The sequence below is a fragment of the Rhodopseudomonas sp. BAL398 genome, assembly GCF_033001325.1.
Taxonomy (GTDB): Bacteria; Pseudomonadota; Alphaproteobacteria; order Rhizobiales; family Xanthobacteraceae; genus JARJEH01.
Window position 1 is genome coordinate 1462002 of the sequence record NZ_CP133111.1, and the last position, 25621, is coordinate 1487622.

At 64.4% G+C, this 25621-nt stretch carries 24 protein-coding genes; 13 read left to right on the top strand and 11 right to left on the bottom strand.

Translation table 11 applies throughout. The features are described 5' to 3' along the window. Positions 1-2: 2 nt before the first annotated feature. Positions 3-623 (top strand): hypothetical protein, encoded by a 621-nt coding sequence (locus RBJ75_RS06990; protein ID WP_044410840.1) that lies wholly within the window; start codon positions 3-5, stop codon positions 621-623. A gap of 96 nt (positions 624-719) precedes the next feature. On the opposite strand, the gene ppx is transcribed toward RBJ75_RS06990, so the two are convergent. The 4 genes from ppx to RBJ75_RS07010 form a co-directional block, all read right to left on the bottom strand. Further along, positions 720-2222 carry an exopolyphosphatase gene (gene ppx, locus RBJ75_RS06995; protein ID WP_044410902.1) on the bottom strand — a complete coding sequence of 501 codons (1503 nt, stop codon included), beginning with the start codon at positions 2220-2222 and terminating at the stop codon, positions 720-722. 15 nt (positions 2223-2237) lie between these two features. Beyond that, on the bottom strand, positions 2238-4439 hold the full coding sequence (locus RBJ75_RS07000) for an RNA degradosome polyphosphate kinase (RefSeq protein WP_044410842.1): 2202 nt from the start codon (positions 4437-4439) through the stop codon (positions 2238-2240). A gap of 146 nt (positions 4440-4585) precedes the next feature. Beyond that, positions 4586-5263 (bottom strand): DnaA ATPase domain-containing protein, encoded by a 678-nt coding sequence (locus RBJ75_RS07005; RefSeq protein WP_044410845.1) that lies wholly within the window; start codon positions 5261-5263, stop codon positions 4586-4588. A 36-nt stretch (positions 5264-5299) separates the two neighbouring features. Next, on the bottom strand, positions 5300-5854 hold the full coding sequence (locus tag RBJ75_RS07010; RefSeq protein WP_044410848.1) for a CDP-alcohol phosphatidyltransferase family protein: 555 nt from the start codon (positions 5852-5854) through the stop codon (positions 5300-5302). Positions 5855-6114: 260 nt separating this feature from the next. Between RBJ75_RS07010 and purM the strand changes: the two genes are divergently transcribed. Together purM and purN are read left to right on the top strand one after the other, a co-directional pair. After that, complete coding sequence (gene purM, locus RBJ75_RS07015) at positions 6115-7188, top strand: phosphoribosylformylglycinamidine cyclo-ligase (RefSeq protein ID WP_044410851.1); 1074 nt, start codon at positions 6115-6117, stop codon at positions 7186-7188. Between the two features lie 49 nt (positions 7189-7237). Next, complete coding sequence (purN, locus tag RBJ75_RS07020; protein ID WP_044410854.1) at positions 7238-7846, top strand: phosphoribosylglycinamide formyltransferase; 609 nt, start codon at positions 7238-7240, stop codon at positions 7844-7846. A 61-nt stretch (positions 7847-7907) separates the two neighbouring features. On the opposite strand, the gene RBJ75_RS07025 is transcribed toward purN, so the two are convergent. Then, complete coding sequence (locus RBJ75_RS07025; RefSeq protein ID WP_044410857.1) at positions 7908-8111, bottom strand: cold-shock protein; 204 nt, start codon at positions 8109-8111, stop codon at positions 7908-7910. A 195-nt stretch (positions 8112-8306) separates the two neighbouring features. Then, positions 8307-8798, bottom strand: a complete 492-nt coding sequence (locus RBJ75_RS07030; protein WP_044410860.1) for a hypothetical protein — start codon at positions 8796-8798, stop codon at positions 8307-8309. A 443-nt stretch (positions 8799-9241) separates the two neighbouring features. Here RBJ75_RS07030 and RBJ75_RS07035 point away from each other — a divergent pair, with 443 nt between their 5' ends. Then, complete coding sequence (locus tag RBJ75_RS07035) at positions 9242-9934, top strand: Crp/Fnr family transcriptional regulator (protein WP_234707406.1); 693 nt, start codon at positions 9242-9244, stop codon at positions 9932-9934. Between the two features lie 39 nt (positions 9935-9973). On the opposite strand, the gene RBJ75_RS07040 is transcribed toward RBJ75_RS07035, so the two are convergent. Continuing rightward, positions 9974-10831: a TerC family protein gene (locus tag RBJ75_RS07040; RefSeq protein WP_044410866.1), complete on the bottom strand. Its 858-nt coding sequence runs from the start codon at positions 10829-10831 to the stop codon at positions 9974-9976. Positions 10832-10906: 75 nt separating this feature from the next. Next, positions 10907-11329 carry a nucleoside-diphosphate kinase gene (gene ndk / locus RBJ75_RS07045; protein WP_044410869.1) on the bottom strand — a complete coding sequence of 141 codons (423 nt, stop codon included), beginning with the start codon at positions 11327-11329 and terminating at the stop codon, positions 10907-10909. A gap of 203 nt (positions 11330-11532) precedes the next feature. On the opposite strand from ndk, the gene RBJ75_RS07050 reads away from it, so the two are divergent. Beyond that, positions 11533-11727, top strand: coding sequence for a hypothetical protein (locus RBJ75_RS07050; RefSeq protein ID WP_044410872.1), 195 nt, complete (start codon positions 11533-11535; stop codon positions 11725-11727). An 87-nt stretch (positions 11728-11814) separates the two neighbouring features. Then, entirely contained in the window at positions 11815-13704 is a 1890-nt protein-coding gene (locus tag RBJ75_RS07055) for an ABC-F family ATP-binding cassette domain-containing protein (RefSeq protein ID WP_044410875.1), read from the top strand. An 80-nt stretch (positions 13705-13784) separates the two neighbouring features. Here RBJ75_RS07055 and RBJ75_RS07060 read toward each other — a convergent pair whose 3' ends face one another. The 3 genes from RBJ75_RS07060 to RBJ75_RS07070 all read right to left on the bottom strand — a co-directional run bounded on the left by RBJ75_RS07060 (position 13785) and on the right by RBJ75_RS07070 (position 16443). Then, the gene (locus tag RBJ75_RS07060; protein ID WP_317528828.1) at positions 13785-14360 is read right to left on the bottom strand and encodes a hypothetical protein; all 576 of its coding nucleotides are present in this window, start codon (positions 14358-14360) and stop codon (positions 13785-13787) included. 112 nt (positions 14361-14472) lie between these two features. Next, positions 14473-14925, bottom strand: a complete 453-nt coding sequence (locus RBJ75_RS07065; RefSeq protein WP_044410877.1) for a DNA polymerase III subunit chi — start codon at positions 14923-14925, stop codon at positions 14473-14475. A gap of 9 nt (positions 14926-14934) precedes the next feature. Further along, a complete protein-coding gene (locus tag RBJ75_RS07070; protein WP_044410880.1) occupies positions 14935-16443 on the bottom strand; it encodes a leucyl aminopeptidase in 1509 nt (502 codons plus the stop codon). Positions 16444-16884: 441 nt separating this feature from the next. Here RBJ75_RS07070 and lptF point away from each other — a divergent pair, with 441 nt between their 5' ends. From lptF to RBJ75_RS07105, 7 genes are all read left to right on the top strand, one after another. Continuing rightward, on the top strand, positions 16885-18063 hold the full coding sequence (lptF, locus tag RBJ75_RS07075) for an LPS export ABC transporter permease LptF (protein ID WP_044410883.1): 1179 nt from the start codon (positions 16885-16887) through the stop codon (positions 18061-18063). Between the two features lies 1 nt (position 18064). After that, positions 18065-19150 (top strand): LPS export ABC transporter permease LptG, encoded by a 1086-nt coding sequence (lptG, locus tag RBJ75_RS07080; RefSeq protein ID WP_044410885.1) that lies wholly within the window; start codon positions 18065-18067, stop codon positions 19148-19150. Then, positions 19150-21660 (top strand): LPS-assembly protein LptD, encoded by a 2511-nt coding sequence (locus tag RBJ75_RS07085; RefSeq protein ID WP_276156808.1) that lies wholly within the window; start codon positions 19150-19152, stop codon positions 21658-21660. The genes lptG and RBJ75_RS07085 overlap by 1 nt, the downstream gene beginning before the upstream one ends. A 74-nt stretch (positions 21661-21734) precedes the next feature. After that, on the top strand, positions 21735-22649 hold the full coding sequence (locus tag RBJ75_RS07090) for a SurA N-terminal domain-containing protein (RefSeq protein ID WP_044405830.1): 915 nt from the start codon (positions 21735-21737) through the stop codon (positions 22647-22649). Positions 22650-22688: 39 nt separating this feature from the next. Beyond that, the gene (gene pdxA / locus RBJ75_RS07095; RefSeq protein WP_044405828.1) at positions 22689-23687 is read left to right on the top strand and encodes a 4-hydroxythreonine-4-phosphate dehydrogenase PdxA; all 999 of its coding nucleotides are present in this window, start codon (positions 22689-22691) and stop codon (positions 23685-23687) included. Then, a complete protein-coding gene (gene rsmA, locus RBJ75_RS07100; protein WP_044405826.1) occupies positions 23684-24538 on the top strand; it encodes a 16S rRNA (adenine(1518)-N(6)/adenine(1519)-N(6))-dimethyltransferase RsmA in 855 nt (284 codons plus the stop codon). The genes pdxA and rsmA overlap by 4 nt, the downstream gene beginning before the upstream one ends. 19 nt (positions 24539-24557) lie before the next feature. Further along, entirely contained in the window at positions 24558-25616 is a 1059-nt protein-coding gene (locus RBJ75_RS07105) for an alcohol dehydrogenase (protein WP_044405823.1), read from the top strand. Positions 25617-25621: the final 5 nt, after the last annotated feature.

Genomic DNA, 25621 nt, shown 5'->3' on the forward strand with positions numbered 1-25621 from the left:
TCATGAGCCTGCGCGGTGAAATTCTGGCGCTCTCGCTCGGCTACGCGCTGCTCGGCGTGGTGCTGCTATTGGGGCTGCTGCGGGCGCGGCTGCCCTGGGGCGTCAAGGCGGCGGCGATCATCGTCACCAGCGCGTTCTACGCCGTCGTGTATTTCAAGACCGAGGGGCTGCTCGGCTGGTCGGCCTATTCAAAACTGCCGCCGCGATTTCAGGTGCTGTGGACCCGCGTCGTCGAGCCCAATCTGGCGCTGGACGAGCCCGGCGCGATCCATCTCTGGGTCGAAGAACTCGACGACGCCAATCTGCCGAGCGGGGTGCCGCGGGCCTATCGGCTCCCCTATGCGGACAAGATTGCCCGCAAGGTCGATCATGTCCGCGACGAGATCGCCGCCGGCCGGCCGCAAGGCGGCCGCGCCGAGCAGTTCGGCTCGGCCGATGCGCCGCCGGCGCCGGCGGATGCAGTGATTGCGGTACGCGGCGAAGAGGCCGGCGGCGATGCCTCGAGCGGCGGCTTTCTGGATTCGGCGTTTTTGGGCGGCGATTCGCAATCGGTGGAATTCGCCCCGCTGCCCGTGCCGAAATTGCCGGACAAAGACGTTCTGCCCCGCGCTCCGGCACAGTAGGTCGGTCATTGCGGCGCGATCAGCGTCAGCCGCACGCAGCCGGAACAAGATCTGAAGCTCCAGTTCTGATTCGATCAGAACCGGAATTGCTCTCGTCTAGCGCCGCACGATCGATCCCGAGCGCCCCGCCAGCTTCGCCAGCTGCTTGAAGCGGCTGCCGACGCGGTCGGCGACCAGATCGACCAGCCGATGCTCGAACACCAGCGTCAGCTTGCGGCCCTTGCTGGCGAAATGCGTCGCCGGCAGCACGCCCGGCATCGCCGCGCTGATCAGATGGGCGACCCGAAACGCCGCGCCGAGCAGCCGCGCGCGCTCGTCCATCGCCGGGGTCACCAGCGCGCGGACCGATGCCGGCGGCTCGTTCTGCTCGCTGAAGCCGGCATAGCGATAGAACACCGACAGCGCCATGAACGCCCTGCCCTGGTGATTGACGTCGCCGAAATTGCCGTTGGTGATCAGATTGAGGGTCTGCTCGCCGCGATGATCCGGATGCACCCGCCAGCCGACGTCGGACATCAGGCAGGCGGCGTGGCGCAGCCGGCGATCCTCCTCGGTTTCGCGCAGCTTGGCGACCCGGACGAAGCGATCGGTCCAGCCGATCAATTCCTCGGCGTGGCGCGCCGAGCGCGACAGCAATTCGTTCAAGGTCTGCGCCGCGCAAATCAGCCCGTCCTTGGCCCGCTCCGGCGCCGGCAGCATCGCATAGAGCAGCCCCTCGCGGACCCCATAGGTGGAGAACACGATGGCTTTCGGCTTGGCCACGAGAATGATGTGTTCGAGCACCAGCGCCGCATAGACCAATAGCGGCCGCCGCGCCTCGGCGATGGTTTCGATGTCGGCCAGCGTTCCGGCGGCCACCAGCCGGCGCAGCCGCCGCGCAAAGGCCAGCGCGTCGGCGGCCGGAATCGTGTAGCCGTGCATCACCTTGAGCTGATAGCCGCTCTGCATGATATGCAGCCGCGCCAGCGCCCGCCAGGTTCCGCCGACTGCGTAGAAATTGCGATCGCGGCCGGCCTTCAGCGGCACCGAGCCGGTCAAGGCGGATTGCACGATCCGCGCCGCGCGCTTCAGCGATTTTTGCGATTCATCCTGCAGCGCCAGGCTGCCGAGCGGCAGCGTGATGCCGGTGCCGACGCGGTTGCCGTGCACGCCGATCAGTTCGAGCGATCCGCCGCCGAGATCGCCGACGAGGCCATCGGGCTTGTGAACACCGGAAATGACGCCCAGCGCCGACAGCTTGGCCTCGCGCTGGCCGGTCAGGATCTCGATCTCGACGCCGCAGATCCGCTCGGCATTGCCGATGAACTCCGCGCCGTTCTTGGCGTCGCGGCAGGCCGCGGTGGCGATGGCGTGAACCTGGCCGACCTTCATCACCCGGATCAGGGCGCGAAACCGCCGCAGCGCGGTCAACGCCTTGGCGACGGCGTCCGGCGCCAGCAGGCCGGTCGACTGCACCTCGCGGCCAAGCCCGCACAGCGCCTTTTCGTTGAAGACGGTGACCAGGCTGCGCGCCAGCGACCTGTAGACGACAAGGCGCACGGAATTCGAGCCGATGTCGATCACCGCCACGCTAGATTCGCGCTTGCGCGCCCGCTTGATCACTGCGGGGATTCCTTAAGAAGGCTGATGCCGCTCCGAACGGCGCGTGAGGCGTCGCGGCGAAGATTCCTTGAGCGACTTTCCACGGCCAGACAGACTCGGATTCGTCATGAAGTAATTATGCACGTTGAAAGGCTCCTCGCCCTTCGCGGCCTTCATACGCGTTGACGATCCATCCGGCAATAACTGCCAGCTCTGCTCGGTATCTTTCAGGTTGGCGACCATGATCTGCTCGAGCACCTGCTGATGCACGGTCGGGTTCTGCAGCGGGCACAGCACCTCGACGCGACGGTCGAGATTGCGCGGCATCAGGTCGGCCGAGGAGATGTAGACCGCAGCCTTCGCGCTCGGCAGCCCGTGCCCCATGCCGAAGCAATAGATTCGGCCATGCTCGAGGAAGCGGCCGATGATCGACTTGACGCGGATGTTCTCCGACAATCCGGGGACGCCGGGCCGCAGGCAGCAGATGCCGCGCACCACCAGCTCGACCGACACCCCGGCCTTCGAGGCGTCGTACAGCGCATCGATGATTTCGGGATCGACCAGCGAATTCATCTTCAGCCAGATCGCCGCGGGCTTGCCCTGGCGGGCGAAGGCGGATTCGCCGCGGATGTGATCGAGCAGGGTCTTGCGCAGCGTCAGCGGCGACACCGCCATCTTCTCGATGTCGCTCGGCTCGGCATAGCCGGTGATGTAGTTGAACACCCGGGCGGCGTCGCGCCCGATCGTCGGATCCGAGGTGAAATAGGACAGGTCGGTGTAGATCCGCGCCGTCACCGGGTGATAATTGCCGGTGCCGGTGTGGACATAGGTGGTGAGGCCACCGCCCTCGCGGCGCACCACCAGCGACAGCTTGGCGTGAGTCTTCAACTCGAGGAAGCCGTACACCACCTGCACGCCGGCGCGTTCCAGATCGCGCGCCCAGCGGATATTGGCTTCCTCGTCGAAGCGGGCCCGCAATTCGATCAGCGCGGTGACCGATTTGCCGGCCTCGGCGGCTTCGGCAAGGGTCTTGACGATCGGCGAATTGTTGGAGGTGCGATACAGCGTCTGCTTGATCGCCACCACGTCGGGATCGCGCGCCGCCTGCTGCAGAAACTGCACGACGACGTCGAAGGATTCATAAGGATGATGGACGATCAAATCCTTCTTGCGGATCGCCGCGAAAATGTCGCCGCCATGATCGCGAACCCGTTCCGGGTGCCGCGGCACATAGGGCACGAATTCCAGATCGGGCCGGTCGAGCCGGGTCAGTTGCGACAATTCGTTCATCGCCAGCACGCCGTCGACGAGCAGCACCTCGTCATTGGCGGCCGGCAGCGCGCGCTGCACGAAGGCGCGCAGCTCCTCGGGCATCTCCGCCTCGACCTCGAGCCGGATCACCGAACCGCGCCGGCGCCGCTTCAGCGCGGTCTCGAACAGCCGCACCAGATCCTCGGCCTCTTCTTCGATTTCCAATTCGCTGTCGCGGATGATCCGGAACGAGCCCTGCCCCTTGACCACGTAACCGGGAAACAGCCGGCCGATGAACAGCGACGTGGCCTGCTCCAGCGTCATCACCCGAACGATCCCGTCCTTGCCGCTCGCCGGCAGCCGGATGAAGCGGTCGATCTTGCCCGGCATGCGGATCAGCGCATTCATCGGCCGGCCGTCGGACACCCGGGCCAGCTGCAGCCCGATGGTGAAGCCAAGGCTGGGAATGAACGGGAACGGATGCGCCGGATCGATCGCCAGCGGCGTCAGCAGCGGAAAAATGTTGTGGAGGAAATGGTCCTCGATCCAGGCCCGCTCGGCCTTGGTGGCGTCGCGGCCGTCGAGCAGCACGATCCCCTTTTCGGTCAGAATGCCGCGCAGGTCGCGCCAGATCGCCTGCTGGTCGGTGGCGAGCCGGGCTACGGCCTCATTGATCAGCGTCAGTTGTTCGGACGGCGACAGCCCGTCGGGGCTGCGCTCGGTGATCCCCTCGCGCACCTGGGCCTTGATGCCGGCAACCCGGACCATGAAAAATTCGTCCAGGTTATTGGCCGAAATCGACAGGAACCGGACCCGTTCCAGCACCGGATGTCCCGGATTGACCGCTTCCTCAAGTACCCGGCGGTTGAAGTGCAACCAGGACAATTCGCGATTGATGAATCGCTCGGGTCCCGACGCGACCACGGAGGCCGGCTCCGGCGCGCCGTTCTTTTCTGCAATTACAATAACTTGGTCGCTGTCCATGAGAAGCAGGTCCACTCGCGCTTGGGGCTACGGCATTTCGGGGTCATTGGCGGCGAACCTTGCGGCAACCAGATGACGTTCCCATGACATTGGCGACTTGCGGATCGCGCCGTCAAGCCGGGCAAGATGCCACAGCACGCCGCCGCTCAAGCGTGGCGCAGCAGCTCCGCCGCCAGCGCCCGGGTGACCGGCCGGCCCAGGCGCAACGCCTCGGTATCGAGCAGCTCGACCGCCTGCCGCGCCGCCGCAAAGGAGCGGTCGATCCGGTTGGCCAGATAGCCGACCAGGGCTTCGTCGACGCTCATCTGGCGGTCGGCGCAGAATTTCACGATCAGGGCCCGCAGCAGCCGGTCGTCGGGCGGCATCAGCTGCACCACCGGCACCGCGCGCAGCCGCGAACGCAGGTCGCGCAGCTCCGGGGGAAAGGCTGATGGCGCATCCCGCGCCGTGATCAACACATAGGCCTCATATTCGCGCGCGAGATTCAGCAGATGAAACAGCGCGCGCTCGTCGAAACCGCCCGGCACCAGGTCTTCCACGACCAGCGCCCCGGTCGCCAGCGCCGCCGGAACCGCTGCCGCGGTCAAAGCGTGCGCCGCGGTCGACCGCGCGCCAGCCAGCTCGGCCCAGATCGCGGCCAGATGGCTCTTGCCGGCCCCCTCGGGGCCGACCAGCAGCATCACCCGGTTCGGCCAGTCCGGCCAGCGCTCGATCAGATCGAGCGCCGCCGCATTGGCGGAGCCTTCAAGAAAATCCTCGCGGGACAGATTTTCGGCATGCGGCAACGCCAAAGCCAGCTGACGCGGTTGAAACGGGGGTGCCACGCAATATGCTCCATGCCGGCCTGCGGCGTGCCTGGCCTATTTCTGCTGCTGGCCGGGTTCGATAGTGCTCATATGCCGCATCCACTCGACGAGATAGAAGGACACCGAAACCAAGGTCAAGGCCGCGACGAAGCCCATCATGATAACGTCATACGGACCCCATTCAAAGCCGAAGCTGAGCGCGGCCAGCACCGTCGCGGCGAAAGCCACCTGCGCCGCGGTATTCAATTTCGAGACCATCAACGGCTTCATCGGTATCGGCTTGCCGAACAGCCATGAGATCAGCACCGCGCCGACGATCATGATGTCGCGCGACACCACCAGAATCACGATCCAGCGCGGAATCGCGCCCCAGATCCCGAGCGCGATATAGATCGACACCAGCAGCGCCTTGTCGGCCAGCGGATCGAGCAGCGCGCCGAGTTCGCTGGCCATGTTGAAGCGCTTGGCCAAAAAGCCATCGACCGCATCGCTGACGCCTGCGACGATAAACACCCCGAAGGCGATTTCCATCTCATTTGACGCGATCGCCCAGACAATGACCGGCACCAGAAGGATCCGGCCAAGCGTAATGATATTCGGAATACTCACACCACATTCCCGGCTTCCGGCCCGACATCGCAACCGCGTTGAGCGGTTGCGAGCCGGATCGGCTGGCAGTCTACATAGTACAGGCCGGCCCCGCATGCGAGCCATTGCACGCCGGCAGAATCCGACGTAACCACCCAAAAAGACAACGCCAGCCTCGAACAAGTGGCCTTTGGTCTAGCAGTCACGCACGGCCGATTGGGCCGGGCGTTTGTCGGAAATTCGCGGTGCGTGCCGCCGCAAGGGCGATTTGGGAACCGGTCATGACCGAGCATAACAACGGCCTCACCTATGCCGATTCCGGCGTCGATATCGACGCCGGCAACCGCCTGGTCGATCTGATCAAGCCGCTGGTCCGCCTCACCGCCCGCGCCGGCGCCGACGCCGAAATCGGCGGTTTCGGCGGGCTGTTCGATCTGAAAGCCGCGGGCTTCACCGACCCGATCCTGGTGGCCGCCACCGACGGCGTCGGCACCAAGGTCAAGATCGCGATCGAAGCCGGGCTGCACAACGGAATCGGTGTCGACCTGGTCGCGATGTCGGTCAACGACCTCGTGGTTCAGGGTGCCGAACCCTTGTTCTTTCTGGACTATTTCGCCTGCGGCAAGCTCGACCCGGAGGCCGTCGCGGCGATCGTCGCCGGCATCGCGGAAGGCTGTCGGGAATCCGGCTGCGCCCTGATCGGCGGCGAGACCGCGGAAATGCCGGGCCTCTACAAGGACGGCGATTACGATCTGGCCGGGTTTGCCGTCGGCGCCGCCGAGCGCGGCACGCTGCTGCCCGCCGCCGACATCGCCGCCGGCGATGCGGTGATCGGGCTGGCCTCGTCCGGAGTCCATTCCAACGGCTTTTCGCTGGTGCGCAAAATCGTCGAGCGGTCGGGGCTGGGCTATGACGCGCAGGCGCCGTTTTCCCCGGTGATGACCTTGGGCGGCGCGCTGCTGGCGCCGACCCGGCTCTATGTCAAATCCTGTCTCCGCGCGATCCGCGAGACCGGGGCGATCAAGGGGCTGGCACATATCACCGGCGGCGGCTTCACCGACAACATCCCGCGGGTGCTGCCGAAGCATCTCGGCGTCGGCATCGATCTGCCGCGGCTGCCGGTGCTGCCGGTGTTCAAATGGCTGGCGGCGCAAGGCGGCGTCGCCGAACTGGAGCTGCTGCGCACCTTCAATTGCGGGATCGGCATGATCGCGATCGTCAAGGCCGAGGCCACCGATCAGGTGATCGAGCTGTTGACCGAAGCCGGCGAGACCGCCGTGCTGCTCGGCGAGGTGATCCCGGCAGAAAGCGAGCATCGCGTCGTCTACAGCGGACATCTCGACCTTGCCTGGTAACATCGCAAAACGCCGGGTCGCCATCCTGATCTCCGGGCGCGGCTCCAACATGGCGGCGTTGATCGAGGCCGCGGCCGAGCCCGGATTCCCGGCCGACATCGTCATGGTGATCGCCAACACCGCCACCGCCGGTGGGCTTGCGATCGCGCAGCGTAGCGGCATCGCCGCGCTGGTGATCGAAAGCAAGCCGTTCGGCAAGGATCGCGCCGGGTTCGAAGCCAAGCTGCAACAGGCGCTCGACGAGCACCGCATCGAGCTGATCTGCCTCGGCGGTTTCATGCGGCTGTTCACCGCCGACTTCGTGCAGCGCTGGCACGGCCGGATGCTGAACATCCACCCCTCGCTGCTGCCGTCCTTCCCCGGTCTGGACCCGCACGGCCAGGCCTTGCGCGCCGGGGTGAAAATTTCCGGCGCGACCGTGCATTTCGTCATCCCCGAAACCGACGCCGGTCCGATCGTGATGCAGGGCGCCGTCGCCGTCCGCGACGACGATACACCGGAGACATTGGCGGCCCGGGTCTTGTCGGTCGAACACCGCATCTATCCCGACGCGTTGCGGCTGGTGTCATCCGGCGCAACGCAGATCGATGGCGACGTCTGCAAATCCGCGGCGCCCGCGACGCGCGACGATGTCCTGGTCGTGCCGGCGCTGCGCTGAGATCACCGCGCCAGCCCCGACCGCTGGACAGGGCTGGCGGGATCAGGTCGTCGTGACGGCGCTACGAGACCTTCAGATTTTCCGCCGAGGTCTTGCCGCGGTTCTCGACAAGCTCGTATTCGACCGTCTGGTTTTCATTGAGCGTGCTTAGTCCGGCGCGCTCGACCGCCGAGATGTGAACGAATACGTCCTTGTCGCCGACGCTCGGCTTGATGAAGCCATAACCCTTGGTCGGGTTGAACCACTTGACGGTGCCCTTCTGCATCGCCTGTCTCCTGATCTAGAAACCAAAAAGACGCGGCACGCTTCACGCGCGCCACGCCACAAACGGTGATCCCGATACTTGCTCAATTTCCCAGTCGTGAAACATACAGCCGAACGGCCCAAATCCGAATGTAGCTAGATTGCAACACGAAAATACCAGGTACGCAAGCCTCTGCGCGCCGAGGCCCCGGCGCGACTAGTCGTCCTGACCGTCGCCGCCGAAGTCGCGTTTTTGATGGGCGGGCCGGCCGGGGTTTACGCCCCTGCCCCGGTTGTCATGACCAGTGGCGCGATGTCGATCATTGTTGTTGCCCGAGCCGATGATCGCCCCGAGAACCCCGAGCCCGACAGCCGCGGCGGCTGCGCCGTCGTCGTCGTCGTGATGGGAGCGCCGGCCGTCGCGACGCCGCTCGTCGCGAAAATCGTCGGGGCGCTGAAAATCCTCGACGCATCGGTCGCGGCTGTGGCTGAAGCGCATGCCGCGGCCGCAACCGTCGCGAATCTGGATCAGGTTGCTTTGCAGGGGCGCCGCACCGAGCGGCCGCGGTGCAGCCTTGGCGGTGGTCGCAAGGGCGAGCCAGACCGCCCCGACAGCGAGCGCAATCCCCGCCGCCAAGGCAATCGACAAGACATTCCGCTTGAAACCGGCTGTCGCGCCATTCGTTGCGAATTGATGGTGATCACGCATTGCCAGTCTCCTTTGGGTGCTGTCGTGCATAGCGGCGTTCCCTTCCGGTAAGCGGTCGACGTTCGGAGCTACTAACAGGTCAGTCGTTGCTGACACGCCGGCTGCATTCACGCAGCCGCCGCTCTCGTGACGCCTTGGAACCGGAATGTGTTCACGTCGGTTCCATCCGCGCAACCGCAGTTCCTGCCGACGGTACGCTACTGCACGAATTAAATTGGTACGCTGCCGTGCTCGATAGGGTTCGCTAAATCCTCGTATTTTTACCTGCTGTTGAACCTCGTCGCGATGTCATCATACTAATCAGCGGCTTGGCCTGGTCTCGTCGGGTCGCAGTGGGGGATCAACGGACATTGACATTTGCTCGGCATGACCGCGTCACAACAGTCAGGAATAGGGTTCTGGCAGCGCTTTCCGTTGATGACTTCCGCGCCCTCAAGCCCTTCTTGAAGCATGTCGTGCTTCCCGGCCGGGCGGTCCTGCAGGACGCCGGCAAACGCGTCGACCAAGTTGATTTCATCGAGGACGGCCTGGTCTCGCATTTCTCCGGCAGCCGCGCCGGTTTTGTCGAGACCGCGATAGTGGGATGTTTCGGCTATGTCGGCATTGCGCCGGTGCTTGGGGCGCCGGTGGCGTCACAGCGCTCGATCGTCAGCCTGCCCGGCAGCGCGCTCCGGATCGCCGCCGACGATCTCACCGGCGTGATGCAGCAACGTCCGCAAATCAGGGACGAAATGCTGCGCTATCTTCAAGCGCTGATCGCGCAGAACAGCCAAAGCGTGTTGTGCGCCGCCAAACACGAGATCCATCAGCGCCTGGCGCGGTGGCTGCTGCTGGCCAAGGATCGGATCCAGAGCGACGTTCTGTTGGTGACGCACGATCTGCTGGCCTCGAGCATGGGGGTGCGCCGCGCCGGCGTGACCAATGCGCTGCTGCAATTCGAGGCCGACGGCATGTTGCAGAAGACGCGCGGGGCGTTGCGGGTGGTGGATCGCCCGGCACTGGAGCGACGCGCCTGCGACTGCTATCAGATCGTCCGCGACGCCTATGCATGGGCGCAGGCGCCGCAATGCGCCGATCATCAGCTCGAATTGCCCCATCCGGCCCGCCACGCCGTGGCGATCGCCGGCACGGCGTGATCGCAAGCACCATCTCTTTCGACTGGTGCAGCGACCTGACTAAGCTTCGGGGGGCGAGCGATCGGCCGGGCGCGCCAGCGCCGCAGCTTCGCGCGACAATCGCATGCGTCGCCAAATCGATCCGCCGATCAGAACCACCGCCACGCCGAGCAGCGACAAGATAAGCTCACCGACGCTGCCGCCGCCATCGAAGCGCGGCGCCAGGCCGACTAGCGCCAGCCACACGTCTAGCCTGGCGGCGAGCGGATCGAAGATCGATAGCAGAGGATGGATGGCCGGATCGGTCGCAATCACGCCGCCGGCGATCCAGCCCAGCAGCGCTGCCCCGGCCCAGACCAGCAGCGGCAGCCGGGTCAACACCATCATGATCAGCGCGGCGCCGGCGACGATCAGCGGCACGCTGACCGCAAGGCCCAGGATCAGCAGCGGCAAACTGCCATTAGCAGCGGCCGCCACCGCAATCACATTGTCGAGGCTCATGACGACGTCGGCGATGACGACGATCTGGATCGCTTGCCACAGATGCGATCCGGCGGCGACGTCGGACTCGTCCTCGTCGTCGGGCACCAGCAATTTCGCCGCGATCACCAGCAGCGCCAGGCCGCCGATCAGCTTGAGATACGGCCACTCCATCAAAGTGACGACGATGCCGGTGAAGACGATGCGCAGAACAACGGCGGCGCCGGCGCCCAGCAGCATGCCCCAGAAGCGGTGTCGCGGGCTGAGGCCGCGGCACGCCATCGCGATCACCAGCGCGTTGTCGCCGGACAGCAACACGTTGATCCAGACGATCTTGCCCACCGCGAGCCAGAATCCCGGCTGCTGGAAGTCGCTGCGGAACTCGCCAGCCAGGCCACCGATGGTCGCCGGATCGACGAAATTCAGCAACCAATCCACGGCGATGTCCCTGCTGGCCGAGCTTCATCCGCGCCCCAACCGTCAGCGGGTTGCGCGCGCGGTCGCAAGGAAAGCTTAGCCGACGATCTCGTTGCCGGAGAAGAACTGGGCGATTTCGATCGCGGCGGTCTCGGCGGCGTCGGAACCATGCACCGAATTCTCGCCGATCGACTTCGCATGCAGCTTGCGAATGGTGCCGTCCGCGGCTTTCGACGGATCGGTGGCGCCCATCACGTCACGATGCTTGAGCACGGCGTTCTCGCCCTCGAGCACCTGGACCACGACCGGGCCGGAGGTCATGAAATCCACCAGCTCGCCGAAGAACGGGCGGGCCTTATGGACCGCATAGAAGGTCTCGGCCTGGTCCCGGGTCATGCGGATGCGCTTTTGCGCCACGATCCGCAATCCGGCCTGTTCGATCAGGGCGTTGATCGCGCCGGTGATGTTGCGCTCGGTCGCATCGGGCTTGAGAATCGAGAAAGTCCGTTCAATCGCCATGGGTTGTCCTTGCTAAGCAGCTGGTCGGTGAGTTGCCGCGCTTATATCGACGCAGTTCCCGCACGGCAAGCCGGGCCGACGCGCCGACGGCCCCACATTCATTCAATGTTTACCGATTCAGCGTGCAATCCATTTGCTACGAAACTATTGGTGCCCCCAAGACTTGGTATGCAGCGACGAGACTGAACCGATTGGAACTCGCGATGCCGATGCGAACCGACAGAAACGAAACCATCGATGGAGTCACCAGCCGCTCGATCTGCGGCGCGATCGGCGAGCGACTGCGGCGTAACCTGCGTCCCGACGATTCGGAGCTGCCGCCGTCGATGCAACGCCTGCTGCTGGAAATGCAACAGCAGGAAAGCCGCGAGCGCCAGCAAACCAGTGAGCGGGCCTGAGGCTGCGAATCGCCCTCGCGGCACCCGTTGGCGGACATTTGATCCGATAATTGTTGCGTTTACGCCCGGTCCCGGTCAAAACGCCGGATGCTTTCAATCACAGACATTTCTGTCCGGATCGCCGGACGGCTTTTGATCGATCAGGGCTCGGCGCAGATCGCGCCCGGGGCCCGCGTCGGGTTTATTGGCCGTAACGGGGCCGGCAAGTCGACCCTGTTTCATGCCATTCGCGGCGAACTGCCGATCGAGACCGGCAGTATCAGCATTCCGCCGCGCTGGCAGATCGGAAGTCTGGCGCAGGAAGCGCCGAACGGACCGGAAAGCCTGATCGACGTGGTGCTGAAGGCCGATCGCGAGCGCGACGCGCTGCTGATCGAGGCCGAAACCGCGCATGATCCGCACCGGATCGCCGAAATCCAGACCCGGCTCGTTGACATTGACGCCCATTCGGCCCCGGCCCGCGCCGCCGCCATCCTAGGCGGCCTCGGCTTCTCCACCGCCGACCAGGCCCGGCCCTGCTCCGAATTCTCCGGCGGCTGGCGGATGCGGGTGGCGCTAGCCGCCACGCTGTTCTCGGCGCCGGACCTGCTGCTGCTCGACGAGCCGACCAACTATCTCGATCTCGAAGGCACGCTGTGGCTGGAAGACCATCTCGCCAACTATCCGCGCACCGTGATCGTGATCAGCCATGACCGCGACCTGCTCGACACCTCGGTCAACGAGATCCTGCATCTGGATCGCGGCAAGCTGGTGCATTATCGCGGCACCTACAGCGCCTATGAGGAGTTCCGCGCCAATAAGGAGGCGCTCGACGCTAAGAATGCCAAGCGCCAGGAGGCCCAGCGCAAGCATCTGCAATCTTTCGTCGACCGCTTCAAGGCCACCGCCTCGAAGGCGCGTCAGGCGCAGTCGCGGGTCAAAATGCTGGAGCGGATGAAGCCGGTCTCGGCGCTGGTGACGCAGGACGTCAAGGAATTCCACTTCCCTGCCCCCGAGAAGATCCTGTCGCCGCCGATCATCGCGGTCGACGACGTCACCGTCGGCTACGACAAGAAGCACCCGGTGCTCAAGCACGTCACGCTGCGGATCGATACCGAGGACCGCATCGCCCTGCTCGGCTCCAACGGCAACGGCAAGTCGACGCTGGTCAAGCTGCTCGCCGACCGCCTGGCGCCGTTTTCCGGCTCGGTCACCCGCGCCGACAAGCTGGCGATCGCTTACTTCGCCCAGCATCAGCTCGACGAGTTGAACGAGGACGGCTCGCCCTACGACCATGTTCGCAAATTGATGCCGGAGGCCACCGAGACCAAGGTGCGCGCCCGCACCGGCGCGATCGGCTTTTCCGGCAAGGCCGGCGACACCATCGTGCGGAGTCTGTCGGGCGGCGAAAAGGCCCGGCTGCTGTTGGGGCTGGCGACCTTCTTCGGCCCCAACATGATCATCCTCGACGAGCCGACCAACCATCTCGACATCGACAGCCGCGCCGCCTTGGCCGAGGCGATCAACGACTATCCCGGCGCGGTGATCATGGTGTCGCATGACCGCTACCTGATCGAGGCCTGCGCCGATCAGCTATGGGTGGTCGCCGATCACAAGGTCACGCCCTATGACGGCGATCTCAACGATTATCGCCGCACCGTGCTGTCGGCACGCGGCATGCGCTCGAGTTCGCGCGACCGCGGCGGCAACGCGCAGGATCGTGGCCAGGACCGCGGCAACGGCAAGCCGGCAGGCGGCAAATCCGAAAAGAAGGTGCCGCTGAAGCGCCAGATCTCGGAAGCCGAGGCCGAAATCGAACGTATCACCGGCATCATTGCCAAGATCGATACCGCGCTGGCGCTGCCCGGCCTGTTCAAGCGCGATCCCAAACAGGCCGCGCAACTCAGCAAGGCCCGCGCCGGCGCCGAAAGCGCGCTGCAGCGCGCCGAGGAGCAATGGCTGGCGGCGAGTTCGTCCTATGACGAGGCCCGCGGCTGAACGCCGTGTTGATTAAGCTGAGGTCGATCAGTCCCAAGCCCGCGCGGTGATCAAGCCGATCGCCGCGGCTGGCAAAGCGTTCAGCGCGCCGCGCGTTTGTGGTGTCGGGGCTTGGTGGATCGGGATGGCGCCGCCGCTTCCGGCAACCGCTCGATCGAGCGCAGCCGTCCGGCCCTGAAGGTATAGAGTCCGGCGCGCGGACCGCTCGAATAGGTCAGCGTCGCGATGCGGTCGCCGCGCTCATTGGCCGAGATGTTGACGCTGTCGGGGGCGCCGGCGCCGCGCGCGACGTCGCATTCGGTATGGCCGAGCGCGACGATTCCCGTCGTTGACGGTCCGGCGCCCGCCTCCGTGTCGGACAAGGCGCTGGCGCCATTCGCAGCGGGCGGCGCCATCCCGGGGCACATCCCGTTAGCGCTGATCAGATCTTCCGGCGTCACCGGCTTTTCCGGGGTCAACGGCGGCGTTTCGATCGACACGTTCTTGATGAACAGCCGGCCGGAGCGCTGGAACCAGGCGTTATCCCGCGACAACAGGTCTGATGAGAACATATCCGCCGTGCTGCCACAGCCGGCCAATAGCGGAGCCGTCAGCACCAGACCGAGCAATGCCCGCCGATAAGTAGATTGATAAGAAGAATGCTGACGCACGATCAAATTGGTCCCACCCCAAAGCCGCAAGCGGCTGTACAAACATCCATTTACGGCACCACCATGGCCGCTGGCGCGTTCATCAGCAACGCGGAATGTCATTAACCAGGTCTTATCACTAATTTCGCCGCCGCCAGCGGCCGTCCTCGTCCGCCTGCCAATAGGTGACATCGAAGCCGGCAGACTTGCTCTGGGTCCAGGCGGCGCGCGCCATCGCTACAGCGTCGGCATCGCCGCCATTGAACACCAACACCATGCGCTCATAGGCCTCCGGATCGGCGGGCAGCGCGGCGTTGTCGACCAGAAACCGGACGTTGGCCCGGTTCGGATTGCCGTCCTCCGCCATCAGCACGATCGGCTGATGCGCTGCATCAGCCGCCCGCCAGGTCGCATGCGGCAGAAACGAATCGTCGCGATAGGTCCACAGATGCGCGTCCAGCGCGTCGACGTGCTGTTCCGAACCGGACTGCACCACGACCCGCCAGCCACGCTCCAGCGATTTCTCCAGAAGTGCCGGCAACACCTTCTCAAGCGTCAAATTTTCCAGATGATAGAACAGCACTTCTGGCATTGCGCGCGATTACTTCTTGGATTTGGCTTCGTAGTATTCCGCCACCAGCCGATCGAGCAGCCGGACGCCATAGCCGGAGCCCCAGCTGTGATTGATGTCGGTATTCGGCGCGCCCATTGCGGTGCCGGCGATATCGAGATGCGCCCATGGGGTGCCGTCGACGAAGCGTTGCAGGAACTGCGCGGCGGTGATCGAGCCGCCATTGCGGGCGCCGGCGTTCTTCATGTCGGCGAATTTCGAATCCATCATCTTGTCGTATTCGGGACCCATCGGCATCCGCCACACCAGTTCGCCGGTCGACAATCCGACCGTGGTCAGCCGCTCCGACAATTCGTCATTATTGGAGAACAGGCCGGCATGTTCGGTGCCGAGCGCGACCAGGATCGCGCCGGTCAGGGTGGCGAGATCGACCATGAATTTCGGCTTGTGCTTCTTGGCCACGTACCAGAGCACGTCGGCCAACACCAACCGCCCCTCGGCGTCGGTGTTGATGATCTCGATGGTCTGCCCCGACATCGAGGTGACGATATCGCCCGGTCGCTGGGCGTTGCCGTCCGGCATGTTCTCGACCAGGCCGATCGCGCCGACCACATTGACCTTGGCCTTGCGGGCCGCCAGCGCATGCATCAGCCCGACCACGCAGGCGGCGCCGCCCATGTCGCCCTTCATGTCTTCCATGCTGCCCGACGGCTTGATCGAGATGCCGCCGGTGTCGAAACAGACGCCCTTGCCGATGAAGGAGATCGGCTGCTCGCCCTTCTTGCCGCCGTTCCAGCGCATCACCACCAGCCGGCCGGGCTGGGTTGAGCCCTGCGACACGCCGAGCAACGCGCCCATCCCCAGCTTGGTCATCGCCTTGACGTCGAGAACCTCGACGCCGACGCCGAGCTTGCGCAATTGCGCGGCGCGACGGGCGAATTCCACCGGAAACAGCACATTCGGCGGCTCATTGACCAATTCGCGCGCCAGGATGACGCCGTCGACCACATGGCTCTCGGAGCTGAAGGCTTTTTTCGCCGCGGCGACGTCGGCCACCGCGATCGACACATTGGCGCTGATCGGCCCCTGATCGTCGTCCTTCTTCTTGGTCTTGTAGCGATCGAATTTATAGGCCCGCAGCCGCATCCCCGCCGCCACCGCCGCGGCCTGACCAGGCGTCAGCGCCGCCCCAGGCAATTCGGCGATCACCGTGACGGCGTCGGCGCCGGCGTTGAGCTTGCCGGCGATCTTGCCGCCGAGCTTGAGGAAGTCATAATCCTTGATCGCGTCCGATTTACCGACCCCGAGCACCACCAGCCGGCCAACTTTGAGGCCTTCCGGCTCCAGAATCTCCAGCGCCGAGCCGGACTTGCCCTTGAACTGCTTGGTCGCCGCCGCCCGCTTGACGAGGTTCGTCGCCGCGCCCAGCGCCTTGGCGGTCGCCGCGCCGAATTTCAGAGTGTCGTCACACAGCACAAAGAGAGTGCCGCGCGCGCTCGCGGAAAACGGGACGAAGCCGACCTTGACGGCGTCGGTCATGAGCAATCCTCCAAATCAGGGCTAGCGCAGGAACAGAATTCCGCTGCGCAATGGTCGGTGAAAGGTTTTGGTTTCCTGAGCCATTATGTCAAGGCAGCTTCTGAACCATAGTCAAACTCTGAATAAATTGCGGCTGCCGATTCCCCCCGCGCGGCACGGACCGCCCAGCGCCGCAATCAGCGGCCAATCGCGCAAATCCCGGACGGGCGATCTCGCCCCACCTCAATACCACTCGGCAGCGGCGGGCGTGTCTTTCGGGCGACACTCCATTCTCCATTAACCATATTTCGACGCCATCACGGCTCAGCCATTTTGTTGACAGATCAAACAGATGGTAATGCCAAACTGGGACCGGAGACGGCCTGGCCGCCATGGGGGGGATTCACCATTGAATCCTGGCAGCCGGAGATGTCGCATCTTTAACGGGGATCGTGCCGACCGATGGGGTCCGTCGACAGCTACATTTTTCGGATGACCATGACCTCCTTCACGGTGGTTCTGGCGAGTCTGACCGGCGTGATCTGGATCACGCAGGCGCTGCGCGGCATCGACCTGATGACCAGTCAGGGCCAGACCATCGTGACGTTTCTCGGCCTCACCGGCCTCGCCGTACCCGTGCTGGTGCTGGTGATTGCCCCGGTGGCGCTGATGATTGCGGTCGCCCATACGCTCAGCCGGTTGGCCACCGATTCTGAAATCATCGTGATGAATGCCGCTGGCCTGTCGCCGATCCGCCTGCTCCGCCCCTTCATCTTCGCCACCATCGCGGTCTCGATCCTGGTGACGATCATTTCGGCCTATATCGCGCCCGACGGGCTACGCCGCATCAGTCGTTGGGACAGCGAGATCACCGCCGACATTCTCGCCAATATCCTGCAGCCTGGGCGGTTCGCGCAGATCGAGCCGAACCTCACCATCCGGGTCCGCGAAAGGCAGCCGGGCGGGCTGCTGGTCGGCGTGTTCATCGACGACCGCCGCGATCCCAAGGAGCGCATCAGCATCGTCGCCGATCACGGTTCCGTGGTGAAGAACAAGGATGGCTCGTTTCTGGTTCTGGAGGACGGCAATCTCGAGCGCTTCGAGGCCGGCAAACAGGATCCGGTGCTGGTCGCGTTTACCCGCTATGCCTTCGACATGTCGAAATTCTCCCGCGCCCGCGACGTCACCTATGGAATTCGCGAGCTCTATCTGTGGGAATTGATGTGGCCTGCGGCCGACGACCCGCTTTACGTCAAGATGCCGAACCGATTCCGCTCCGAAATGCACGACCGTCTGATGGCATCGATCTATCCGTTCGCCTTCACCGCGATCGCATTCATGTTTCTCGGCCTGCCGCGCACCACGCGGCAAAGTCGCAATTTCTCGATGATCGGCGCGGTCGCTCTGGCGTTTACGGTGCGGCTGGCCGGCTTCGCCTGCTCGGTCGTGACCCACAACATGCCCTGGGTGGCCGCGGTCCAATATCTGCTGCTGGCGGTTTCGATCGGCGGCGGGGTCTGGGTGATCGCGAACCACGTCGTGATCGAACCGCCGGCGAGGTTGACCGAAGCGCTGAAGACCCTGAGCGAATCCTTGACCCGCCTGCTCCGCCGTCCGCAGCCATCCGGAAGCGGAGCCTGAGATGGTGGGCACAACCCTCGGACGTTACTTCGCGGGCCGCTTCGTAGCGGCGTCGCTCGGCGTGTTCTTCGGCCTGTTCGTGCTGCTGGTCTTTGTCGACTATATCGACATGCTGCGGCGCGCCGGCAATCTCAACGTCTCGGCTCTGGTGCTGGCGCAGGCCTCATTTTACCGGGTTCCGCAGCTGCTCGAGCGGATGATGCCGTTCTGTATCCTGATCGGCGGCATGACCTGCTATCTGGCGCTGTCACGAAGCCTCGAACTCGTGGTCGCTCGCGCCGCCGGACTGTCCGCCTGGGAATTCATTTCGCCGGCGCTGTGGAGCGCGGTGGCGCTGGGCATATTCGCCAGCACGGTGTTCAATCCAGTCTCGGCCTATATGCAGGAACGGGCCAAGCAGATGGAGGCCGAACTGTTCGGCGACGGCTCGGGCAGCCTGCAGGACGCCAATGGGTTCTGGATCAATCAGATCACCAGCGAGGGCCAGGCCATCATCAGCGCGGCGCAGAGCCAGCGCCAGGGAGCCCTACTCACTGGCCTGACCGTCTTCCGATTCGAACCGAACTTTCAGTTCAAGGAACGGATCGAAGCGCGCGAGGCGACGCTGCAACCGGGCTATTGGCTGTTCAAAGGCGTCCGCCGCTACACATTGGGGGAATTGCCCGTCGATCAGGACAGTTTCCGCCTGCCGACCACGCTGACCGTGGCCCAGATCCGCAATGATTTCACGGTCCCCGAGAGTGTGTCATTTTGGCAACTTCCGGATTATATCCGGTCGTCGGAGAGTTCCGGGTTCGCGACGTCGGGCTATCGCCTGCAGTATTATAAGCTGTTGGCAAAGCCGTTTTTGCTGGCCGCGATGGTCATGCTAGCGGCTTCTGTAAGCTTGCGATTCTTTCGATTTGGCGGCGTGCAGAAGATGGTTTTGAGTGGCGTGGCTGCAGGGTTTCTGCTCTACATCCTGTCGAAAGTCACCGAGGATTTGAGTAAGGCTGAATTGATGAATCCACTCGCTGCGGCTTGGCTACCTGTCTCGGTGGGTGGTCTCGCCGGATTTTTGGCCTTGCTGTACCAGGAGGACGGGTAGTGGCAGTTTTCGCCGCCCTCCACGGAAAGCTGACCGCCCTGCAGCCGCGCGTCGTAACGCGCGGCGACCGCCGGGCCGTGGCTTCACGGCTGGGGCCATTTCTGGCAATCCTGCTGCTGGCGGGCGCGGTCGATCTGACCGCCACGACACCCGTTTCCGCCCAAAGCTTCAATTATAACCAGCCTCCGGTCCGCCCCAAGACCCCTCGCCCGGCCAATAACGGGCAGATGTTCGTGCAGGCGACCGAGGTGAATTACGATTACAACAATTCGCGGGTGTCGGCCGTCGGCAACGTGCAGATGTATTTCAACGGCACCACCGTCGAGGCCGACCGGATCGTCTACGATCAGAAGACCAAGCGGCTACAGGCCGAAGGCAACGTCCGCATGACCGATGTGGATGGCAAGATTACCTATGCCAATCTGCTCGATCTCAGCGACGATTACCGCGACGGATTCGTCGATTCGCTGCGGGTTGAAACCGCGGACCAGACCCGAATCGCCGCCTCGCGTGCCGACCGCACCGGCGGCAACTACAACGTGTTCCAAAACGGCGTCTACACCGCCTGCGCCCCCTGCAAGGACAACCCCAAGAAGCCGCCGCTGTGGCAGGTGAAGGGCGCGCGGATCATTCACGACCAAACCGACAAGATGCTGTATTTCGAGAATGCGCAGCTCGAATTCTTCGGCGTGCCGCTGGCCTATCTGCCGTATTTCTCGACGCCGGATCCGACGGTTAAGCGCAAGACCGGATTTTTGATGCCGTTCTATGCGAGCAGCAGCACCTTCGGCTCGGCATTCGAAGTGCCGTTCTATTGGGCGCTGGCGCCGGATTACGACATCACGCTGTCGCCGCGCTACACCACGACCCAGGGTCTGTTGATGCAGGGCGAGTTCCGGCAGCGGCTGATGGGCGGCGCCTACCAGATCCGCGCCTATGGGATCGACCAACAGAGCCAGTCGACCTTCGCCGGACAGCCCGGCGACCGCGCCTTCCGCGGTGGCGTGGAGACCAAGGGCCAGTTCGCCATCAACGACAAATGGGTCTGGGGCTGGGACGCCGTCGCCCTGACCGACAAGGCGTTCTTCACCGACTATCGGCTATCGCAGTATAAGGATCCCTGGGGCTCGTTCCTGACGCAGTCGACCGAAGGCGTCTCGCAGCTGTATCTGACCGGCGTCGGCAACCGCAGCTATTTCGATGCCCGCACCATCTACTATCTGGGCTATTCCTCGGCCGACATCCAGGGCCAGATCCCGATCGTTCATCCGGTGATCGACTATGCGAATGTGCTGGATCATTCGCTGCTGGGCGGCGAATTCAGCTATCTGACGAACTTCACCAGCCTCAGCCGCGATACCGCGCAGTTCGATGCGATAACCTCAGCCGCCAACAACAGCAGCCTGTGCTCGCTGACCTCGGCCGATCCGACGGCGCGGACACCAGCCAACTGTCTGCTGCGCGGCGCACCGGGCACCTACACCAGGCTGACTGCCGAAGCCAAGTGGCGCCGCACCTTTACCGATTCCTACGGGCAGCTCTGGACCCCGTTCGCCTCGATCCGCGCCGATGCGATCGACTCCTCGATCTCGAATCAGCCAGGCGTTTCCAACTTCCTGCCGAGTGGCGATACCCAGGCGCTGCGGCTGATGCCGACGATCGGCCTGGAATATCGCTACCCCTTCATCAACGTCCAGCCCTGGGGCACCACGACGATCGAGCCGATCGCGCAGGTGATCGTGCGGCCGAACGAAACCTATGCCGGCAAGCTGCCCAACGAAGACGCGCAAAGCATGACCTTCGATGCCAGCAACCTGTTCAGCGTCGACAAGTTTTCCGGCTATGACCGGGTCGAGGGTGGCGGCCGCGCCAATGTCGGCGTTCAGGCCACCACGCAGTTCGACCATGGCGGCGCGATCAATGTGCTGTTCGGCCAGTCCTACCATCTGTTCGGGCTGAACTCCTACGCGGTCGCCGACGCGACCAATACCGGACTCGATTCCGGACTGGCGACGTCGCGGTCGGACTATGTCGGCCGGGTGTCCTACGCGCCCAACAGCACCTACAAGTTCACCGTGCGGGCGCGACTGGATGAGGCCACGCTTGACGTCAATCGCTTCGAGGCCGAGGCCAACGCGAATTTCAATCGCTGGTCGGTGAGCATGATCTACGGCAATTATGCCGCACAGCCGGATCTCGGTTATCTGACGCGGCGCCAGGGTATCCTGGGCACCGCGTCGTTCAAGCTGGCATCGAATTGGGTGGTGACCGGCGGCGCACGCTGGGATCTCGAAGCCAACCAGATCAATCAATATATCGTTGGCGCCGGTTACGTTGACGACTGTTTCGTGATGGCTCTAAATTACGTCACATCCTACGGCTACACGACCTATGCGACGTCGCCCACGCTCAGTCATTCGGTGATGCTGCAGATCGGGCTGCGAACCATCGGCATGAGTGCCGTATCGCAGAATGTGGCGGGCCTCGCGAACGGCGGCATCGGCCAATAGCGTATATTGCGCACACGCGGCGCCGTCGCATTCGGAACAGGGCAACCTCGAATCGCTGGATACCTGACTTGACCATGACGACGATATTTCGCACTCGTTTCCTCTCCCTGCTGCTGTGCTGCGCCGCGATGCTGATCGCCGGCACGGTGTCGTCGCAGGCGCAATCCGTCGCCGTGATGGTCAATGGCGAGCCAATCACCAATTTTGACATCGAGCAGCGCAGCAAGCTGCTGCAGATCTCGACCCACAAGACCCCGAGCCGCAAGGATGTCATCGACGAGCTGATCGACGAGAAAGTCAAACTCAAGGAAGGCAAGAAATACGGCGTCGATCCCAGCGCCGCGGAGGTCGACGCGTCATTCGCCACCATGGCCTCGCGCCTGCGGATCTCCCCGGAACAGCTGGCCAAGTCACTCGAAAGTCAGGGCGTACGAGCCGACACGCTGAAGAGCCGCATGAAGGCCGACATGGTCTGGACCAGTCTGGTGCGCGGCCGGTTCAAGGATGCCCTTCTGGTCGGCGAAAAGGACGTGATGCAGGCGCTCGGTAGCGACGACAAGCAGGCCACCGACAGCTTCGAATACCAGATGCGGCCGGTGGTGCTGATCGCCCCGCGCGGCGCCAATCTGGAAGCAAGGCGCAAGGAAGCCGAAGTGCTGCGCGACCGCGTCCAGAGTTGCGCGGAAGCCAACCGGCTGTTCAAGAACATGCGCAATGCCGCGATCCGCGGAACCGTCACCAAGACCTCGGCGGATCTTCCTCCGGTGCTTCGCGAATTGCTCGACAAGACTCCGATCGGCCATCTGACCCCGCCCGAGGTCACCAAGCAGGGCATTGAAATGGTCGTGCTGTGCAGTCGCAAGCCGACCAAGGCCGACACGCCGAAGATGCGGGAAATCCGCGACAAGATGTATGCCAAGAAATATGAAGCGAAGTCGAAGGCCTATTTGCGCGATGTGCGCAACTCGGCGATGATCGAGTACCGCTAGCGCACGCGATACTGCGCGAGAAAGACTCGAGTCAGCGACATGACACACCCTCTGGCGCTGACCCTCGGTGACCCCGCAGGCATCGGAGCGGATATCGCGCTGGCCGCCTGGCTACGGCGCAACGAATTGTCGCTGCCGCCCTTCTATCTGCTCGGCGACCGCGCCTTTCTCGCGCAGCGCGCCAACGCGCTCGGCCTCGACATCGCCTGCGCCGAGGTCCTGCCCGAGCAGGCTGCCGATTGCTTCGCCGATGCGCTGCCGGTGGTCTCGACCGGGGTCGGCGTCACGGCGAAACCCGGCGCGCCCGACGATTCCAGCGCGCCCGCCGCGATCGCATCAATCCGTCAGGCGGTCGCCGACGTCACGGCCGGCCGCGCCAGCGCGGTGGTGACCAACCCGATCGCCAAGAGCGTGTTGTACAAGGCCGGCTTTGCCTTTCCCGGCCATACCGAATTCCTCGCCGCCCTTGCCGGCGGCGACGGCCCGGCGCCGCAGCCGGTGATGATGCTGTGGAGCGCGCCGCTCGCGGTGGTGCCGGTCACCATCCATGTGTCGCTGCGCGACGCCATCGCGCAATTATCGACCAAGCTGATCGTCGCGACCGCGCGCATCGTGGTGGCGGCGCTGCGGGATCGCTTCGGGATCGCGCGGCCGCGGCTGGCGATTTCGGGGCTCAATCCGCATGCTGGCGAGGACGGCGCGCTCGGCAGTGAGGATCGCGCCATCGTGGCGCCGGCGGTAGAAATCCTGCGCGCCGAGGGCATTGACGCGCGCGGCCCGCTGCCGGCCGACACCATGTTTCATGCCGCCGCGCGGGCGCGCTATGACTGCGCGATCTGCATGTATCACGACCAGGCGCTGATCCCGATCAAGACCATCGCCTTCGATGACGGCGTCAACGTCACCCTCGGCCTGCCCTTCATCCGCACCTCCCCCGATCACGGCACCGCCTTCGACATCGCCGGCAGCGGTCGCGCCAATCCGTCGAGCCTGATCGCGGCGCTGCGGCTGGCGGCGCGGATGGCGGCGACGCCATGATCGACGATCTGCCGCCGCTGCGCGACGTCATCAAGCGGCACGATCTGGCGCCGCGCAAAGCGCTCGGCCAGAACTTCCTGCTCGACCTCAACCTCACCACGCGGATCGCCCGCGCCGCCGGTCCGCTCGAGGATACCACAGTGATCGAGATCGGCCCCGGTCCGGGCGGACTGACCCGGGCGCTGCTGGCGCTGGGCGCCCGGCGCGTGATCGCTATCGAGCGCGACGAACGCGCGCTCGGCCCGCTGCAGGAGATTTCCGCGCATTATCCCGGCCGGCTCGATATCGTCTGCGCCGATGCGCTGGAATTCGATCCGCGGCCATTGCTCAACGGCGAGCGCGCCAAGATCGTCGCCAACCTGCCCTACAACATCGCCACCCCGCTGCTGATCGGCTGGCTCAGTACCGAACCGTGGCCACCCTGGTACGACGCGATGGTGCTGATGTTTCAGCGCGAGGTGGCGCAGCGCATTGTGGCGGGCGCGGACGACGAGGCCTATGGCCGGCTCGCCGTGCTGGCGAATTGGCGCGCCGAGACCGCGATGCTGTTCGACATCGCGCCGGCGGCCTTCGTGCCGCCGCCCAAGGTGACCTCCTCGGTAGTGCGGCTGCTGCCGCGCGCAACACCCGCACCTTGCGACCGCAAGGCGCTGGAGCAGGTCGCGGCGGCGGCCTTCGGCCAGCGCCGCAAGATGCTGCGGCAGAGCCTGAAATCGCTCGGCGTCGATCCGGCGCGGCTGGCGGCGGCGGCCGGGGTCGAGGCCTCGCGGCGCGCCGAGACAGTCCCGGTCTCGGGCTTTGTTGCCATGGCCAATGAATTGACCAATATACGCGGCACAAAATCAAACTGACCTAAGGGAGAGACCGACCATGGCGCAGATGCGTCGCCAATCGCTCGTCAAATTCGATGCCCCGCTGTGCGAGACCATCATCGATACCCCGAAGCCGCAGGGCACCGAGGTGCTGGTGCGGATCGAACGCTGCGGACTGTGCCATTCCGATCTGCACATTCAGGACGGCTATGCCGATCTCGGTGACGGCAACAAGCTCGATACCACGCGCGGCATGACGCTGCCCTTCACGCTCGGCCACGAGATCGCCGGGATCGTCGACGAGGTCGGCCCAGACGCGCCCCAGGATCTGATCGGCACCAAGAAGGCGGTGTTTCCCTGGATCGGCTGCGGCAAGTGCCGCGACTGCCTGGCCGGCGACGAGAACCTCTGTGCGCGCAACCGCTTTCTCGGCGTCGCGATCGACGGCGGTTTCGCCACCCACGTGCTGGTGCCGGACGCCAAATATCTGTTGGATTACGATCCGCTGCCGATCGACGTCGCCGCCACGCTGATGTGCTCGGGCATAACCGCCTATGGGGCGTTGAAGCGGTTGGTCGATCGGCCGCGCCAACGCAACATTCTGCTGATCGGCCTGGGCGGCGTCGGCATGATGGGGCTGTCCTTGGCGCAGGCGAGGTTCAAACAGGACATCTCGGTCGCCGACCTCAATCCGGCGGCGCGCGACGCCGCGCTCGCGAACGGCGCATCCTTCGCCTACGATCCGTCCGAGCCCAACATCGCCAAGCGCATCTTCAAGGAAACCGACGGCGGCTTCGACGCCATCGTCGACTTCGCCGGCAATGACAAGTCGATGAATTTCGCCGTGTCCACCGTGGCACGCGGCGGCAAGATCGTGGTGTCGGGCCTGATGGGCGGCAATTTCAGCCTGCCGATGGTGCAGTGGATCTACAAGCGGATGACCATCGAGGGCTTCATGGTCGGCACGCTCGACGAGGCCAAGGAGTTGATGGCGCTGGCGCGCGCCGGCAAGATCAAGCCGACGCCGATGAAGGAAGAGCCGATGGGCGAGGTCCAGAAGTGGATCGATCAATTGCGCGCCGGCAAGGTCGTCGGCCGTATCATGCTGAAGAACTGACGCGG

Coding starts and splice junctions, on each gene's coding strand:
- RBJ75_RS07000 (WP_044410842.1), bottom strand. CDS start 4,439: ATGGACAGCGACCAAGTTATTGTAATTGCAGAAAAGAACGGCGCGCCG.
- RBJ75_RS07090 (WP_044405830.1), top strand. CDS start 21,735: ATGACGACGATATTTCGCACTCGTTTCCTCTCCCTGCTGCTGTGCTGC.
- RBJ75_RS07070 (WP_044410880.1), bottom strand. CDS start 16,443: ATGACCGACGCCGTCAAGGTCGGCTTCGTCCCGTTTTCCGCGAGCGCG.
- ndk (WP_044410869.1), bottom strand. CDS start 11,329: ATGGCGATTGAACGGACTTTCTCGATTCTCAAGCCCGATGCGACCGAG.
- RBJ75_RS07055 (WP_044410875.1), top strand. CDS start 11,815: ATGCTTTCAATCACAGACATTTCTGTCCGGATCGCCGGACGGCTTTTG.
- RBJ75_RS06990 (WP_044410840.1), top strand. CDS start 3: ATGAGCCTGCGCGGTGAAATTCTGGCGCTCTCGCTCGGCTACGCGCTG.
- lptF (WP_044410883.1), top strand. CDS start 16,885: ATGGGGTCCGTCGACAGCTACATTTTTCGGATGACCATGACCTCCTTC.
- RBJ75_RS07025 (WP_044410857.1), bottom strand. CDS start 8,111: ATGCAGAAGGGCACCGTCAAGTGGTTCAACCCGACCAAGGGTTATGGC.
- RBJ75_RS07050 (WP_044410872.1), top strand. CDS start 11,533: ATGCCGATGCGAACCGACAGAAACGAAACCATCGATGGAGTCACCAGC.
- lptG (WP_044410885.1), top strand. CDS start 18,065: ATGGTGGGCACAACCCTCGGACGTTACTTCGCGGGCCGCTTCGTAGCG.
- pdxA (WP_044405828.1), top strand. CDS start 22,689: ATGACACACCCTCTGGCGCTGACCCTCGGTGACCCCGCAGGCATCGGA.
- RBJ75_RS07105 (WP_044405823.1), top strand. CDS start 24,558: ATGGCGCAGATGCGTCGCCAATCGCTCGTCAAATTCGATGCCCCGCTG.
- RBJ75_RS07065 (WP_044410877.1), bottom strand. CDS start 14,925: ATGCCAGAAGTGCTGTTCTATCATCTGGAAAATTTGACGCTTGAGAAG.
- RBJ75_RS07030 (WP_044410860.1), bottom strand. CDS start 8,798: ATGCGTGATCACCATCAATTCGCAACGAATGGCGCGACAGCCGGTTTC.
- rsmA (WP_044405826.1), top strand. CDS start 23,684: ATGATCGACGATCTGCCGCCGCTGCGCGACGTCATCAAGCGGCACGAT.
- purN (WP_044410854.1), top strand. CDS start 7,238: ATGGCGGCGTTGATCGAGGCCGCGGCCGAGCCCGGATTCCCGGCCGAC.
- purM (WP_044410851.1), top strand. CDS start 6,115: ATGACCGAGCATAACAACGGCCTCACCTATGCCGATTCCGGCGTCGAT.